The 14,436-nt window shown below is 66.0% G+C and carries 16 protein-coding genes; 11 read left to right on the top strand and 5 right to left on the bottom strand.

Features of this window, described 5'->3' with window-relative positions:
• Nucleotides 1-74: 74 nt before the first annotated feature.
• Nucleotides 75-1,040 carry a LysR substrate-binding domain-containing protein gene (locus tag C8C99_RS13680; RefSeq protein WP_108626028.1) on the bottom strand — a complete coding sequence of 322 codons (966 nt, stop codon included), beginning with the start codon at nt 1,038-1,040 and terminating at the stop codon, nt 75-77.
• Between the two features lie 163 nt (nt 1,041-1,203).
• On the opposite strand from C8C99_RS13680, the gene C8C99_RS13675 reads away from it, so the two are divergent.
• The 8 genes from C8C99_RS13675 (at nt 1,204) to C8C99_RS13640 (ending at nt 8,079) form a co-directional block, all read left to right on the top strand.
• On the top strand, nt 1,204-1,896 hold the full coding sequence (locus C8C99_RS13675) for a substrate-binding domain-containing protein (protein WP_108626027.1): 693 nt from the start codon (nt 1,204-1,206) through the stop codon (nt 1,894-1,896).
• Between the two features lie 35 nt (nt 1,897-1,931).
• Complete coding sequence (locus C8C99_RS13670) at nt 1,932-2,966, top strand: amidohydrolase family protein (RefSeq protein ID WP_108626026.1); 1,035 nt, start codon at nt 1,932-1,934, stop codon at nt 2,964-2,966.
• Between the two features lies 1 nt (nt 2,967).
• Nucleotides 2,968-3,651: a 4-carboxy-4-hydroxy-2-oxoadipate aldolase/oxaloacetate decarboxylase gene (gene ligK, locus C8C99_RS13665; protein WP_015016178.1), complete on the top strand. Its 684-nt coding sequence runs from the start codon at nt 2,968-2,970 to the stop codon at nt 3,649-3,651.
• Nucleotides 3,652-3,821: 170 nt separating this feature from the next.
• Nucleotides 3,822-4,820, top strand: coding sequence for a tripartite tricarboxylate transporter substrate binding protein (locus C8C99_RS13660; protein WP_108626025.1), 999 nt, complete (start codon nt 3,822-3,824; stop codon nt 4,818-4,820).
• Between the two features lie 22 nt (nt 4,821-4,842).
• Nucleotides 4,843-5,787, top strand: a complete 945-nt coding sequence (locus C8C99_RS13655; RefSeq protein ID WP_108626024.1) for an amidohydrolase family protein — start codon at nt 4,843-4,845, stop codon at nt 5,785-5,787.
• A gap of 4 nt (nt 5,788-5,791) precedes the next feature.
• On the top strand, nt 5,792-6,232 hold the full coding sequence (gene ligA / locus C8C99_RS13650) for a protocatechuate 4,5-dioxygenase subunit alpha (protein ID WP_108626023.1): 441 nt from the start codon (nt 5,792-5,794) through the stop codon (nt 6,230-6,232).
• 2 nt (nt 6,233-6,234) lie between these two features.
• Nucleotides 6,235-7,101, top strand: coding sequence for a class III extradiol dioxygenase subunit beta (locus C8C99_RS13645; RefSeq protein WP_108626022.1), 867 nt, complete (start codon nt 6,235-6,237; stop codon nt 7,099-7,101).
• Between the two features lie 24 nt (nt 7,102-7,125).
• Nucleotides 7,126-8,079 (top strand): Gfo/Idh/MocA family oxidoreductase, encoded by a 954-nt coding sequence (locus tag C8C99_RS13640; RefSeq protein WP_108626021.1) that lies wholly within the window; start codon nt 7,126-7,128, stop codon nt 8,077-8,079.
• Nucleotides 8,080-8,158: 79 nt separating this feature from the next.
• Here C8C99_RS13640 and C8C99_RS13635 read toward each other — a convergent pair whose 3' ends face one another.
• From C8C99_RS13635 to C8C99_RS13625, 3 genes are all read right to left on the bottom strand, one after another.
• Nucleotides 8,159-8,758 carry an ATP-dependent Clp protease proteolytic subunit gene (locus C8C99_RS13635; RefSeq protein ID WP_108626020.1) on the bottom strand — a complete coding sequence of 200 codons (600 nt, stop codon included), beginning with the start codon at nt 8,756-8,758 and terminating at the stop codon, nt 8,159-8,161.
• Nucleotides 8,759-8,901: 143 nt separating this feature from the next.
• On the bottom strand, nt 8,902-10,218 hold the full coding sequence (locus tag C8C99_RS13630) for a flavin-dependent oxidoreductase (protein WP_108626019.1): 1,317 nt from the start codon (nt 10,216-10,218) through the stop codon (nt 8,902-8,904).
• A 123-nt stretch (nt 10,219-10,341) separates the two neighbouring features.
• Nucleotides 10,342-10,695: a FlxA-like family protein gene (locus C8C99_RS13625; RefSeq protein ID WP_108626018.1), complete on the bottom strand. Its 354-nt coding sequence runs from the start codon at nt 10,693-10,695 to the stop codon at nt 10,342-10,344.
• 135 nt (nt 10,696-10,830) lie between these two features.
• On the opposite strand from C8C99_RS13625, the gene C8C99_RS13620 reads away from it, so the two are divergent.
• The 3 genes from C8C99_RS13620 to C8C99_RS13610 all read left to right on the top strand — a co-directional run bounded on the left by C8C99_RS13620 (nt 10,831) and on the right by C8C99_RS13610 (nt 13,417).
• Nucleotides 10,831-11,661, top strand: a complete 831-nt coding sequence (locus C8C99_RS13620; protein WP_108626017.1) for an RNA polymerase sigma factor — start codon at nt 10,831-10,833, stop codon at nt 11,659-11,661.
• Between the two features lie 68 nt (nt 11,662-11,729).
• Nucleotides 11,730-12,332: a YdeI family protein gene (locus C8C99_RS13615; RefSeq protein ID WP_108626016.1), complete on the top strand. Its 603-nt coding sequence runs from the start codon at nt 11,730-11,732 to the stop codon at nt 12,330-12,332.
• Nucleotides 12,333-12,397: 65 nt separating this feature from the next.
• A complete protein-coding gene (locus tag C8C99_RS13610) occupies nt 12,398-13,417 on the top strand; it encodes an aldo/keto reductase (protein WP_108626015.1) in 1,020 nt (339 codons plus the stop codon).
• Between the two features lie 67 nt (nt 13,418-13,484).
• On the opposite strand, the gene C8C99_RS13605 is transcribed toward C8C99_RS13610, so the two are convergent.
• Nucleotides 13,485-14,405 carry an OmpA family protein gene (locus C8C99_RS13605; RefSeq protein WP_108626014.1) on the bottom strand — a complete coding sequence of 307 codons (921 nt, stop codon included), beginning with the start codon at nt 14,403-14,405 and terminating at the stop codon, nt 13,485-13,487.
• Between the last annotated feature and the right edge of the window lie 31 nt (nt 14,406-14,436).

The following is a 14,436-nucleotide window of genomic DNA, read 5'->3' as shown; positions in this document are numbered from 1 at the left end:
GATCATGGACGCCGAGCAAGGGCCGCCCCGCAGTGATGGCGTCGTCCCCCCTGGGGGGGAAGGCGCGTAGCGCCTCAGGGGGGGCTTCTATACAACGCCTGCAGCGTCGTCCGAATCAACTCCGCCATCGCCTGCTGCGTGAGCGTGGCGGGGCGCTGCGAGCTCACGGCCATGAACAGCTTGCTGCGCAGACGGGTGTTGCCGTCTTCGCCCTCGCTCTCCCCATCGCTGCCCGCGCCGTGGATGGGTCGGGTGCTGAACACTTCGGCCTTGCCCGAGGTGGTGACTGCATTCATGGGCAACACGGCGCAGCCCGCGCCATCGGCCACCAGGTCCAGGATGGCGGCCACGCCGTCGATCTCCAGGCTGATCTGCGGGCGTTTGCCGCGTGCGGCGAGTTCGGATTCGACCAGCATGCGGATGGAGTTGGGGCGTGTGGGGATGATCAGCGGAAAGCGCGGCAGCTCGTCCAGCGGCAGGGGCGTGCGGGCCAGGGCGTCGGCCTCCGCCTCGCTCTGGCCCCCGGCGCGGCGCTGCACCAGAAACAGGTCTTCCTCCAGCAGCGCGGTGGTCTCGATGCCCGGCGCGGGCGTGGTGTTGTAGAGGAGTGCAATGTCGAGCAGCCCGGTGGTCAGCGATTCGCGCATGGCCACCGACAGCCCCTCGCTGATGGCCAGCGCCGCGTCCGGCATCTTCACCCGGAAGGCGCGCGTCAGCGGCACCGTCAGCACCTTGGCAATGCTGGGCGGCAGGCCAATGGCCACGCGCCCGGCCAGCGCACCGCGCACGCGGCCCAGCTCTTCCCGCGCGCGCTCCACCTGGTGCAGGATGCCGCGCCCGTGCTCCAGCAGCAGCTTGCCCGCCTCGGTGGGCGTGGCGCCCCGGCCGTTGCGCACCAGCAGGTTCTGGCGCAGCTCCACCTCCAGCAGGCGCACCTGGCGGCTCAGCGCAGGCTGGGCGATGTCCAGCACCACCGAGGCGCGGGTAAAGCTGCCCAGCTCGGCCACCCGCACAAAGTATTCGATCTGCTTCAGGTCCATGGGCAAGGCTCTCTGCTATAGCTGTAGGTCAACGATCACGGAATGATATATCTGGTAGTGCCGGTGCCGCCTTCATGTTTGGGCCGCCGCTGCCCACAATCGGCGGCATGTATACAACTGCACGCACCGCCTGGGCCACCTGCAGCCCGGCAGGAGATAACGCATGACGCAGCCAGTGATCCGAGGCATTTCTTCCATGGCCACGCGCCAGGTGCTGGCCGACCTCGTGGCCGGCTTTGCACAGCAGTCGGGCACGCAGGCCGCCGTCGAGTCGGTGGGCGGTGTGGACGCCGCCAAGCGTGTGGCGGCCGGTGAGGCCTTCGATGTCGTCATCCTCGCCTCCGATGCCATCGACAAGCTCATGGCTGCGGGCCACTTGGTACCCGGCAGCAAGGTGGACTGGGTGCACTCGGGCGTGGCTGTGGCCGTGCCTGCAGGCGCGCCGCTGCCCGACCTGTCGAGCGAAGGCGCAGTGCGCGATGCCGTGCTGGCCGCGCCCAGCATCAGCCTGTCCACCGGCCCCAGCGGCGTAGCGCTGAGCAAACTGTTCGAGCGCTGGGGCATTGCCGAGCAGATTGCGCCGCGCATGGTGCAGGCGCCCCCTGGCGTGCCCGTGGGCTCGCTGGTGGCCAAGGGCGAAGTGGCGCTGGGCTTTCAGCAATTGAGCGAGTTACTCCACGTGCAGGGCATCCAGATCGTGGGCCCGCTGCCATCGGCCATCCAGATCACCACTACGTTTTCCGCAGGCGTTGGCGTGCATTCGCAACAGGTGGATGCCGCGCATTCGCTGCTGGCCTACCTGGCCTCTCCTGCTGCGGCTGAAGCCAAGCAGAAACAGGGTATGACCCCCGCCTGACCGATCACCAGAACACCTTCCAGGAGCACCCCACAATGAGCCTCATCATCGACTGCCACGGCCACTACACCACGGCCCCCAAGGCGCTGGAGAACTGGCGCAATGCGCAGATCGCCGGCATCAAAGACCCGGCGGCCATGCCCAAAGTGGCGGATCTGCACATCAGCGACGACGAGCTGCGCGAGTCCATCGAGACCAACCAGCTCAAGCTGATGAAAGAGCGCGGCAGCGACATCACGCTGTTCAGCCCGCGCGCCAGCTTCATGGCCCACCACATTGGCGACTTCAATGTGTCGAGCACCTGGGCCGCCATCTGCAACGAGCTGTGCTACCGCGTCTCCACGCTGTTCCCCGACCACTTCGTGCCCGTGGCCATGCTGCCGCAGTCGCCCGGCGTGGACCCGGCCACCTGCATCCCCGAACTGGAAAAGTGCGTGCATGAATACGGCGCCGTGGGCATCAACCTGAACCCCGACCCCTCGGGCGGCCACTGGACCAGCCCACCACTGACCGACAAGCACTGGTACCCCATCTACGAAAAGATGGTGGAGTACGACCTGCCCGCCATGATCCACGTGAGCACCAGCTGCAATGCGTGCTTCCACACCACCGGTGCGCACTACCTGAATGCCGACACCACGGCTTTCATGCAGCTCATCCAGGGCGATCTGTTCAAGGACTTCCCCACGCTCAAGTTCCTGATCCCGCACGGCGGCGGCGCAGTGCCCTACCACTGGGGCCGGTTCCGTGGACTGGCACAAGAGATGAAGAAGCCCTTGCTGGACACGCACCTGATGAACAACGTGTTCTTCGACACCTGCGTGTACCACCAGCCCGGCATCGACCTGCTGAACACCGTGATCCCGGTGAAGAACGTGCTGTTTGCCAGCGAGATGATCGGCGCCGTGCGCGGCATCGACCCCACCACCGGCAACTACTACGACGACACCAAGCGCTACATCGAGGCCTCCACCATCTTGAGTGCCGACGACAAGCACCAGATCTACGAAGCCAACACGCGCCGCGTGTTCTCCCGACTCGATTCACGCCTGAAGGCAAAGGGGCTCTGACATGTTTGAACTTGGCGTTGTCTACCGCAACATCACCCGCGCTGATCGCGCAGCGGCCGACGGCCTGGCCGCCCTCGGCTCGGCCACCGTGCACGAGGCCATGGGCCGCGTGGGCCTGCTCAAGCCCTATATGCGCCCCATCTACAGCGGCCAGCAGGTCAGCGGCACCGCCGTCACCGTGCTGCTGCAGCCCGGCGACAACTGGATGATGCATGTGGCGGCCGAGCAGATCCAGCCCGGCGACATCGTGGTGGCGGCCGTCACCTCGGAGTGCACCGACGGCTACTTTGGCGACCTGCTGGCCACATCCTTCCAGGCCCGTGGCGCGCGCGCCCTCATCATCGACGCCGGTGTGCGCGACGTGAAGACGCTGCAGGAGATGAACTTCCCCGTGTGGAGCAAAGCGATCAGCAGCAAGGGCACCATCAAGGCCACGCTGGGCTCGGTCAACATCCCCGTGGTGTGCGCCGGTGCGCTGGTCACTCCGGGCGACGTGATCGTGGCCGACGACGATGGTGTGGTGTGTGTGCCCGCCGCCCGCGCGGCCGAGACGCTGGCCGCCGCGCAAAAGCGCGAGAGCTTTGAAGGCGAAAAGCGCGCCAAGCTCGCCAGCGGCGTGCTGGGCCTCGATATGTACAACATGCGCCCCGGCCTGGAGAAGGCAGGCCTCAAGTACATCGATTGACAAGACTTTCAAGTATTTTTGGCTTCTGGTGCTTATTCTTAAAGCGCTGGCAGCTATCAAAAATGAAGCGCTCAGATGCCTCCCAGGTTCCAGTTGCCTCGTCCCTTGAGGTTCTCGTTGGTCCTTGTCGTCTGTTTGCTCCATCCCTTCCATTGCACAGGCCCACTTCCATGCTCGCTCCATTCGCTCTGATCTCGCGTCGCTTGCTGGGCACGCTGGCTGTCTCGTCCCTGGTGGCGGCTGGGGCGGTGCCCCTGGCGGCCCGCGCGCAAGACTTCCCTTCCAAACCGGTCAAGATCGTCGTCGGCTACTCGGCGGGCGGCGCCGTGGACGCTGTGGCGCGGTCGGTAGGGCAGGCATTGCAGGCCAGCCTGGGGCAGCCGTTTGTGGTGGACAACAAGCCTGGCGCGGGCACCAACATTGCCGTCAAATACGTCATTGAGTCGCCACCCGATGGGTACACCCTGCTGATGGCGGCCAACGCGCTGGCGGCCAACATGGCGCTCTACCAACCGATGCCGTTCGATGCGGAAAAGGACCTGGTCCCGGTGGCGCTGGTCGGCCGCGTGCCGGTGGTGATTGCCGCCAATATCAACGCACCCTACAGCGACATCAAGTCGCTGATTGCCGCTGCCAAGGCCGGGCCCGGCAGCATTTCCTTTGCGAGCCCCGGCAATGGGTCCACCCCCCACATGGCGATCGAGTTCTTCAAGCGCGCTGCCGGCGTCTCGTTGCTGCACATCCCCTACCGGGGCGGATCTCAGGCGCTGACCGACGTGATCGGCGGCCAGTTGCCCTTGGTGGCCGTGAACGCCCTCGAGGCCCAGCCCCACGTGAAGAGTGGCCGCCTGAAAGTGCTGGCCGTGCTGAGCGCCAAACGCACCGCTGTGTTCCCTGACGCACCGACCATTGCCGAGTCTGGCTTCCCGGGCTTTGAGGCCTCGGTCTGGTACGGCCTGGTCGCACCGGCGGCCACCCCCAAGCCCATCGTCGCCAAGCTGCACGCTGAAGTGCAAAAGGCGCTCCAGACCAAGGAAGTGCGCGACCGCATGGCGGCCGTCGGTGGCGAGGTGCTGCCGGGCGGGGCCGACCAGTTTGCGGCATTGATTCGTTCCGATCGCCAACGCTACGAAAAACTGGTGCGTGAAGCCAACATCAAACCCGATTGACCCGAACCCTGCGAGAACCAAGATGTCCAAACCGACTTCCGGTGATTTCACCAAAACCTCCGGCTGGCTTGACTGGTATGCCGGCCCTGCCAAGCCCCAATTCCAGCTGCCTGCGGGCGCCGTGGACGCGCACTGCCACGTGTTTGGCCCTGGTGCTGAATTTCCGTACGCGCCCGAGCGCAAGTACACCCCGTGCAACGCGAGCAAGCACGAGCTGTTTGCGCTGCGCGACCACCTGGGCTTTGCGCGCAACGTGGTCGTGCAGGCCACCTGCCACGGTGCGGACAACCGCGCCATGGTCGATGCGCTGGTGCACTCCGGCGGCAAGGCGCGTGGCGTGGCCACCGTCAAGCGCTCGGTCACCGACCAGGAGCTGCAGGCCATGCACGACGCTGGTGTGCGCGGTGTGCGCTTCAACTTCGTCAAGCGCCTGGTGGACTTCACGCCCAAGGACGAGCTGATGGAGATTGCCGCGCGCATCGCCAAGCTGGGCTGGCATGTGGTCATCTACTTCGAGGCGGTGGACCTGCCCGAGCTGTGGGACTTCTTCACCGCCCTGCCCACCACCGTGGTGGTGGACCACATGGGCCGCCCCGATGTGAGCAAGGGTGTGGACAGCGAAGAGTTCGCGCTGTTCCTTAAGTTCATGCGCCAGCACCCCAATGTGTGGAGCAAGGTGAGCTGCCCCGAGCGCCTCTCCGTGACCGGCCCCAAGGCGTTGAACGGTGAGCAGAACGCGTACCAGGACGTGGTGCCCTTTGCCCGCAAGGTGGTTGCAGAATTCCCCGATCGCGTGCTGTGGGGCACCGACTGGCCGCACCCCAACCTCAAGGACCACATGCCCGACGACGGCCTGCTGGTGGACTTCATACCGCACATCGCGCCCACGGCTGAGCTGCAGCAGAAGCTGCTGGTGGACAACCCCATGCGCCTGTATTGGCCTGAAGAAGTGACAAAGAAAGGCTGATGCCATGCCACTCGACAAACCCTACCTGGACGTGCCCGGCACGACCATCTTCGACGCCGAGCAAAGCCGCAAGGGCTACTGGCTCAACCAGTTCTGCATGAGCCTGATGAAGGCCGAGAACCGCGCGCGCTTCAAGGCCGATGAACGCGCCTACCTGGACGAATGGGCGATGACCGAAGAGCAGAAGCAGGCCGTGCTGGCGCGCGACCTGAACTGGTGCATTCGCCTGGGCGGCAACATCTACTTTCTGGCCAAGATCGGCTCCACCGACGGCAAGAGCTTTCAGCAGATGGCAGGCAGCATGACCGGCATGACCGAAGAGGAATACCGCAACATGATGATCAACGGTGGCCGGTCGGCCAACGGCAACCGCGTGATTGGCGAAGACGGCGACGCGCAGGCGCACCGCCAGCCCCAGGGCAGCGCGGGCAAGAAAGGAATTTGACGATGGCCAGAATCACCGCCTCCGTGTTCACATCGCATGTGCCCGCCATTGGCGCGGCCATGGACCTGGGCAAGACCCACGAAGACTATTGGAAGCCCGTGTTCGCGGGCTACGAGTTTGGCAAGCAATGGGTCAAGGACAACAAGCCGGATGTGATCTTCCTGGTCTACAACGACCACGCCACCGCCTTCAGCCTGGACCTGATCCCCACCTTCGCCATCGGCACCGCCGCCGACTACGAAGTGGCCGACGAGGGCTTTGGCCCGCGCCCCGTGCCCAAGGTCATCGGCCACCCCGACCTGGCCGCGCACATTGCGCAGTCGGTCATCCAGCAGGACTTTGACCTCACCATCGTCAACAAGATGGCCGTGGACCACGGCTTGACTGTGCCCCTGTCGCTGATGTTTGGCGAGCAGGACCCCGTGAAGGGCGCATGGCCCTGCCCGGTGATCCCGTTTGCCGTGAACGTGGTGCAGTACCCCGTGCCCAGCGGCCGCCGCTGCTACAACCTGGGCCAGGCGATCCGCAAGGCGGTGGAGAGCTACGACGAGGACCTGAACGTGCACATCTGGGGCACGGGCGGCATGAGCCACCAGCTGCAGGGCCCGCGCGCGGGGCTCATCAACAAGGAGTTCGACAACGCCTTCCTCGACAAGCTGATTGCCGACCCCGAGGCCGCCGCCAGCATCCCGCACATTGACTACGTGCGCGAGGCGGGCAGCGAAGGCATCGAGCTGGTGATGTGGCTCATCGCGCGCGGCGCAATGGCCGATGTGGCTGGAGGCAAGCCGCCGAAGCTGGCGCACCGCTTCTACCATGTGCCCGCGTCGAACACCGCCGTGGGCCACCTGATTCTTGAGAACACGTAAAAAACCCGCCAAAGGACACACACCATGACCATCAAAGTCGCACTCGCAGGCGCAGGCGCCTTCGGCATCAAGCACCTGGACGGCATCAAGAACATCGACGGCGTGGAAGTCGTCTCCCTCATCAGCCGCGACCTGGCCAAGACCCAGGAAGTGGCCGACAAGTACGGCATCAAACACGTCACCACCGACCTGGCCGACAGCCTGGCCATCAAGGAAGTGGACGCCGTGATCCTGTGCACGCCCACGCAGATGCACGCCAGCCAGTCCCTCGCCTGCCTGGAAGCGGGCAAGCATGTGCAGGTCGAGATCCCGCTGTGCGACATCCTGGCCGATGGCGAGAAGGTCGTCGCCCTGCAAAAGCAGACCGGCCTGGTCGCCATGTGCGGACACACCCGCCGCTTCAACCCCAGCCACCAGTACGTGCACAAGAAGATCACCGCAGGCGAGTTCAACATCCAGCAGATGGATGTGCAGACCTACTTCTTCCGCCGCACCAACATGAACGCGCTGGGCCAGGCCCGCAGCTGGACGGACCACCTGCTGTGGCACCACGCGGCCCACACGGTGGACCTGTTCGCCTACCAGGCCGGCAGCCCCATCGTCAAAGCCAACGCCATCCAGGGCCCCATCCACAAGGATCTGGGCATTGCCATGGACATGAGCATCCAGCTGCAGGCCGCCAACGGTGCGATCTGCACGCTGAGCCTGAGCTTCAACAACGACGGCCCGCTGGGCACCTTCTTCCGCTACATCGGCGACACCGCCACCTACATCGCCCGCTATGACGATCTGGTGAACGGCAAGGAAGAGAAGATCGACGTGAGCCAGGTCGATGTGTCGATGAACGGCATCGAGCTGCAGGACCGCGAGTTCTTCGCCGCGATCAAGGAAGGCCGCGAGCCCAACGCCAGCGTGGCGCAGGTGCTGCCGTGCTACCAGGTGCTGCACAACCTGGAGCAGCAGCTCAACGCGGGCTGATTTCAAGTAAGAAAGGCCGTTTCCGCCCGACCATCAAGCGCTGATAGCTATCTATTTAATAGTAAATAGCGGCACGGCCTCATCCCTTGAGTGCCGCTTTGTTCTCGATGACGCGCGAGACCAGGCCGTAGTCCACGGCCTCCTCGGCCGACATCCAGCGGTCCCGCTCGATGTCGGCCAGCACCACCTCCAGCGGTTTGCCTGTCTGCCGGGCGATGGTGCCTGCAATCCGCTCGCGCGCCTTCACCATCTCGCGCGCCTGGATGGCGATGTCGCTGGCCGGGCCGCCCGCGCCCCCACTGGGCTGGTGGATCAAAAAGCGTGTGTTGGGCAGGCAGAACCGCCGCTCGCGCGGTGCCGCCAGGTACAGGTGCGTGGCCGCGCTGCCCACCCAGCCGGTGCCGATCATGTTCACCGGCGCAGCGATAAAGCGCACCAGGTCGTGGATTGTGTCGCCCGACTCCAGGTGCCCGCCGGGCGAACTCACCAGCATGTCGATGGGCTCGGCGCTCTCTGCATCCAGCGCAATCAGCCGCCGCGCCACATCGGCGGCCAGCGTGTCGGTGATGGTGCCGAAGACCAGCAGGGTGCGCGCCTTGAAGGCCTTTTCTTCCAGGTACGACGTGCGCGGCTCGGCGCCAGGGGTGGAGGGTGGGGTGTGGGTATCTGGCGTGTCCATGGGGCCAAGTCTTTGAATAGAGTGACAGGACTGCCTTGACGAACGAGACACGCCGGGCGTGACATGGCCCTGCGCTTGCGCGCTCGGCATGCGATGGATGGCGGACCGACTGGTCCGCCCGGTGCTGCTTTGCTTTGGACTGTTCAGCCCACCGCCACGCGCTGCCCCGGTGCAATGGTGGGCGGCGCTGCATTCAGCGTCTCGATGGCAAACCCCGCCGCCGCTTTGTACCGGGCCATGAAACCCTTGCGCTCCTCACGCGGCAGCACGTCGTCGATGTGGTCGAACACCCCGCCGCAGCGCTCGTCCACCAGCCCCAGCAGGCCAAAGGGCCCAGAGCCCCGGTTGCGCAGCACCAGCGCCGAGATGTCCTTGCACAGCTTGTCGTCGTAGGCGCGCAGCGCCTGCGGGCCCACGCCGTGCGCAATCAGCTGCGCGCCAAGCACGCGCGCATCCACGATGGCCTGGCTGGCTCCGTTGGAGCCCACGGGGTACATCACATGCGCCGCATCGCCCAGCAGCGCCACGCGGCCGTCCACCCAGGTGGGCACGGGGTCGCGGTCGATCATGGGGTATTCAAAAATGTCTTTGGCGCCGCGCAGCATGGCGGGCACGTCCAGCCAGCTGTAGTTCCAGCCGTCAAAGTGGTGAGCGAACTCCTCCAGCGCAACGCGCCGGTTCCAGTCGCCGTGCTGCCAGCCGCCCTGGTTGTCCACCGTGATCTCGGCAATCCAGTTGATGGTGGCCAGGCCTGTGGCCGGGTCCGGCGGCGTGATGGGGTAGAACACCACGCGGTGTCGCAGCGAGCCCACGCCCACAAACGAAGCACCCGTGCGCACCGGCACCCCCGGCGTGGTGCCCCGCCACATGATGGCGCCACCCCACTGGATGGGGGGCTGCGTGGGGTGCATCTGCGCCCGCACGGCCGAGTGCAGGCCGTCGGCCGCAATCAGCAGCGAGCCCGCTACTTCACGCTTCTCGCCGTCGCGTGTCTCGACGATGGCGGTGACGCCATTCGCATCCTGCCGGTAGCCCACTACACGTTGCCCCAGCTGCACGGCGTTGTCGCCCAGGCGGGCTTTGACGGCGTGGTACAGCATCATCTGCAGCTGACCCCGGTGCACCGAATACTGCGGCCAGTGGTAGCCCGCCTCCAGGCCGCGCGGCTCGGCATACACCTCGTTCCCGTTGCGGCCCACCAGCGCCCATTCGCGCGCCTGCAGGCCAATGGTGTCCAGCACGTCGTTGCCAAACCCCAGGTCGTGCAGCTCGCGCACGGCGTTGGGCTGCAGGTTGATGCCCACGCCCAGCGGCTGCAGTTCCGGCACCGTCTCAAAGACGATGCAGGGCACGCCGATCTGGTGCAGGGTGAGGGCGGTGGCCATGCCACCAATGCCACCCCCGGCGATCAGTACGGGGTGGGCGGAAGAAGGGTGTGAAGTAGTAGGTGCGCCAGACATGCCGAGATTGTCCATGCAATGGCGGGTGGAGCTTGTCGCGGACGCCGCAGGCCCATGGGGCGCCGGACGCATGCCGGGGGCGGTGTGCTGCAGGTTGGCAGCCTTCTCCCCAAGCCCTACTGCTCAGGCGTAGGTATCGACGTTATTGCCCAGGCCAGAAGATGAAGTCTTTGCCGCCTGGGTCTTCTTTTGCTGCGCGGCATTGGCCGCCGCCTCTTCGGCCTTCGCCACCTGGGACAGTTGCTGCTCTTGCTGTTGCGCGCGCTGTATCGCCGTAATCTGGGCTTGCACCATCTGGATCTGCGCCTGCAGCAGCTTGGCCTTCTCTTGTTTGGCCTTGGCGTCCATGTCGGAACTGACCACGCCCTTGAGTTCCTCCGTCAGTTCACGCAGCTGCTTTTGCAGCTTGGCGATGTCGCTGCTGCCGCTGGAGGAAGAAGGTTTGACGGGGGAGGAGGTGGTGCTGCCAACTTGCATCCCTGGATATCGGCAAGGCGCAGGGAAAGTTGACGGTCCGCTCGCAAAGCGGGCTCTTGAACTGAGCGCCGCCAACCTATGCGAGCCATGGTCTGGCGATGTGCGGCTTGCCGCAGCCTGTGGCACCATGCCCCGATGCAGAACGATGAACATCTGATGGCGCTGGTGAACGCCAGCCGCAGCACCCTGCTGCGCGCCGCCACGCGCCTGCTGGGTCCGGCCGAGGCCGAGGACGCCGTGCAAGACGCCTACGTGCGTGCGCTGGAGGCCCAGGCCCCGGCGCTCAATGCGGCCCAGGCGTGGCTGTTGACGGTGGTGCGCAACCTGGCCATCGACCGCCTGCGGCGGCGCCAGTGGATGGCCCAATGGCTGACCGAAGCCACGCAGATTGCGCTTGGCGATGTTGCCGGTTCGGTCGCGCCCTCGGCAGAGGCCGATGCCGCGCTGGCGCAGCAAGCCACGCTCGCATTGCGGCGGCTGGCGGCGTGCGTGACGCCTATGGAGGGCGCCGCAGTGCTGCTGCATGCGGTGTTCGATGCCAGCCATGCCGAGCTGGCGCAGGCCACCGGCCGGACGGAAACGGCCAGCCGCCAGCAATTGCGCCGCGCATTGCAGCGCCTGCGGCAGGCCGAAGCGCAGTCCCAAACGCAGGCCCGCCACGGTGATGGGCGCGATGAACCCAGTGACGGCGACCCTGCGGTGCTGCGTCTTTATCTGCAGTCGCTGCAATTTCGGGACCCGCAGGCCCTGTGGGCCCTGCTGCGCCAGCCGCCCGTGAGTGCGATGGCGATGCAGCGCTCCGTGCAATCCGTGCCATCGCGTGCCTCGCGCGCACCGGCCACGGTGGGTGGGGTGGTGCAGGTGGGCGGGCAACTGGGCTTGGTGCTCACGCTCGACAGCGTGACACTGTGCGTGTTGCCCCTGGGGCCCTGCGCCGAGCTTGCGCAAGACGTCTTGGTGGCCTAGCCGACCCACCGGCACAGCAGCAATAGCCAGCCCGCCCGGCAGCACGCAGGAAGGACGTTCGCAACACCATGGCCTCCCAGACCACCCCCACCTTCTTCGCCACGCCGCAGGCGTTTCGCCAGTGGCTGGAGCGCCATGCGGCCAGCGCGCCTGAGTTGCTGGTGGGTTTTCACAAAGTGGGCTCGGGCCGCCCCAGCATGGGCTGGTCGGAGTCGGTGGACGAAGCCCTGTGCTTTGGCTGGATCGATGGCATTCGGCGGCGTATTGACGAGCACACGTACTCGATCCGTTTCACGCCGCGCAAGCCGTCGTCGATCTGGAGTGCGGTCAACATCGCGAAGGTGGAGCAGTTGCAGGCGGCGGGCCGCATGACGCCTGCGGGGCTGGCCGCCTTTGCGCACCGCAAGGCCGACAAGTCGGCCATCTACTCGCACGAACAGGCGGGAGTGGCCGAGCTGCCGGTGGCGCTGCAGCGTGCGTTCCAGCGCAACAAAGCCGCGTGGCGGTACTTTCAGGAATCCACACCGCCCAGCTACCGCAAGGTGATGCTGCACTGGGTGACCTCCGCCAAACGCGATGCGACCCGGGAGGCGCGGTTTGCGCAGTTGGTGGCCGCCTGCGCAGCGGGTGAGCGGATCGAGTTGTGGGCGAAGCGGCCACTGGCTGCCTAGGCTCCACGCCTCCACCCAAGCCCGAGCCACCCGGTCGGTTGCCGCGCTTGCCGTAAGCTCGCGGCATGCAACAAAGAACCTTGGGACCTTTCTCCGTCTCGGCTATTGGCCTGGGCTGCATGAACCTCTCGCACGCCTATGGCGCACCGGTGTCTGCCGAGCAGGGCGAGCGCGTGCTGCTGGCCGCGCTGGATGCGGGCGTGACGTTGTTCGACACCGCCACGCTCTATGGCTTTGGCGCCAACGAAACCCTGGTGGGCCGTGTGCTCAAGCAGCAACGCAGCCGTTTCACCCTGGCCAGCAAATGTGGCATGCAGGGTGTTGATGTGAACGGCGACGGCAAGCTGGTGCGCGTGATCGATGGCCGCCCCGCCACGCTGCGCCAGACCTGCGAAGACAGCCTGCGCCGCCTGCAGACCGATGTGATTGACCTGTATTACCTGCACCGCTGGGACAAGAAGGTGCCCATCGAAGACAGCGTGGGCGCACTGGCCGATCTGGTGCGCGCGGGCAAGATCCGCAGCATCGGCCTGTCGGAGGTGTCGGCCGCCACCTTGCGCAAGGCCCACGCGGTGCACCCGATTGCGGCGGTGCAGACCGAGTATTCGCTGTGGACGCGCAACCCCGAGATCGCCGTGCTGGACGCCTGCCACGAACTGGGTGCCGCCTTTGTGGCGTTCAGCCCCGTGGCGCGGGGCTTTCTCTGTGGCGAGCTGCGCGATGTGAGCACGCTCGACGCCAAGGACATCCGCCGCGCCATGCCCCGTTTTGCGCCCGACGCTTATGCGGCCAACCTGGCGCTGCTCGACGGCTACCAGGCCATTGCGCGCGATGTGGGCTGCACGCCCGCCCAACTGGCGCTGGCATGGCTGCTGCACAAGGCCGAGCACATCATCCCCATCCCGGGCACCACCAGCGTGGCGCATTTGCAGGACGACCTGGGGGCTGCCAATGTGCGGCTGGATGCCGCCACCATGGCGCGGCTGGATGCGCTGATCAACGAGCGCACGGTGGTGGGCAACCGCTACAACGCGCAAGCTGCGAGCGAAGTGGATACCGAGACGTTTGCAGACCGCGCAGCGTGAGCGGCGCGGTCTAGTGGGGCCTCAGCACCGCAGCTTCACTGCGGCCTGAGAGGGCGTGTGCGAGGCATCAACGCCCGCGCAAGTTCCCCTTGTCATCCGCAATCACGATCTCCACGCGGCGGTTCATGGCGCGACCTTCGGGTGATGCGTTGTCGGCCACCGGGTGGGCCTTGCCATAGCCGCGTGCGGTGATGCGGCTGCTGTCCACGCCGCGCTGCACCAGTGCATCGCGCACGGCCTGCGCGCGGCGGTCTGACAGGTCCTGGTTGTAGCTGTCGCCACCCACGCTGTCGGTGTAGCCCTCGATCAGCAGCTTGCGGTCCGGGAACTGCTTGAGGAAGTTGGCCAGCTTGTCCAAACGTGGGGCCGCTTGCGCTGACAGCTCGGCCTTGTTGAAGGCAAACAGCACATCGCCCAAGGTCACCAGCAGGCCGCGTTCGGTTTGCTGGGCTTCCATGTCGCGCAGCTGGGCTTCGAGTGCGCGCACACGGTCTTGCGCGGCGTTGGCCTGGGCCATGGCGGCGGTGGCTTGTGCCTGCTGTTGTGCGGCGCGCTGCTCGGCGCTCATGGCCTGCTGCTGGGCCTGTTGTGCGCGCAGGCGGGCGGCATCGGCCTCCTGGGTGCGGGCCTGCAGGCGGATGCGATCGGCTTCGCTGCCGGCCTGCTTGATATTGGCATCGAGCTGGCGTGCGCGGGCCGTGTTGGTGGCAATCTCGGCGCGCTGGCGGGCGATGTACGCCAGGTGGTTGGTCTCGGAGGTGTCCTTGTCATCGGCCCACACGCTGTCGGCCTGGGCCAGGGCATCGGTGGCCTGCTTGAGTTCGAGTTGGGCGTACTGGTTGACGGCCGGGTCGCCTGCCGCAGTGCTCACGGCAGTGCGGGCTTCTTCGAGGGCGGGCGACGGGGTGGTACTAGCGCAGGCGGCCAGCAGGCCCACGGCAATCAGACTGGTGCACAGGGCGGTGGTGCGGTGAAAAAAGCGTGGCATGGTTGGATGTTCCTTGGGTATTGGAGTGAAT

The organism is Acidovorax sp. 107, from assembly GCF_003058055.1.
Taxonomy (GTDB): domain Bacteria; phylum Pseudomonadota; class Gammaproteobacteria; order Burkholderiales; family Burkholderiaceae_C; genus Acidovorax.
This window is presented reverse-complemented; position numbering and strand designations above follow the sequence as displayed.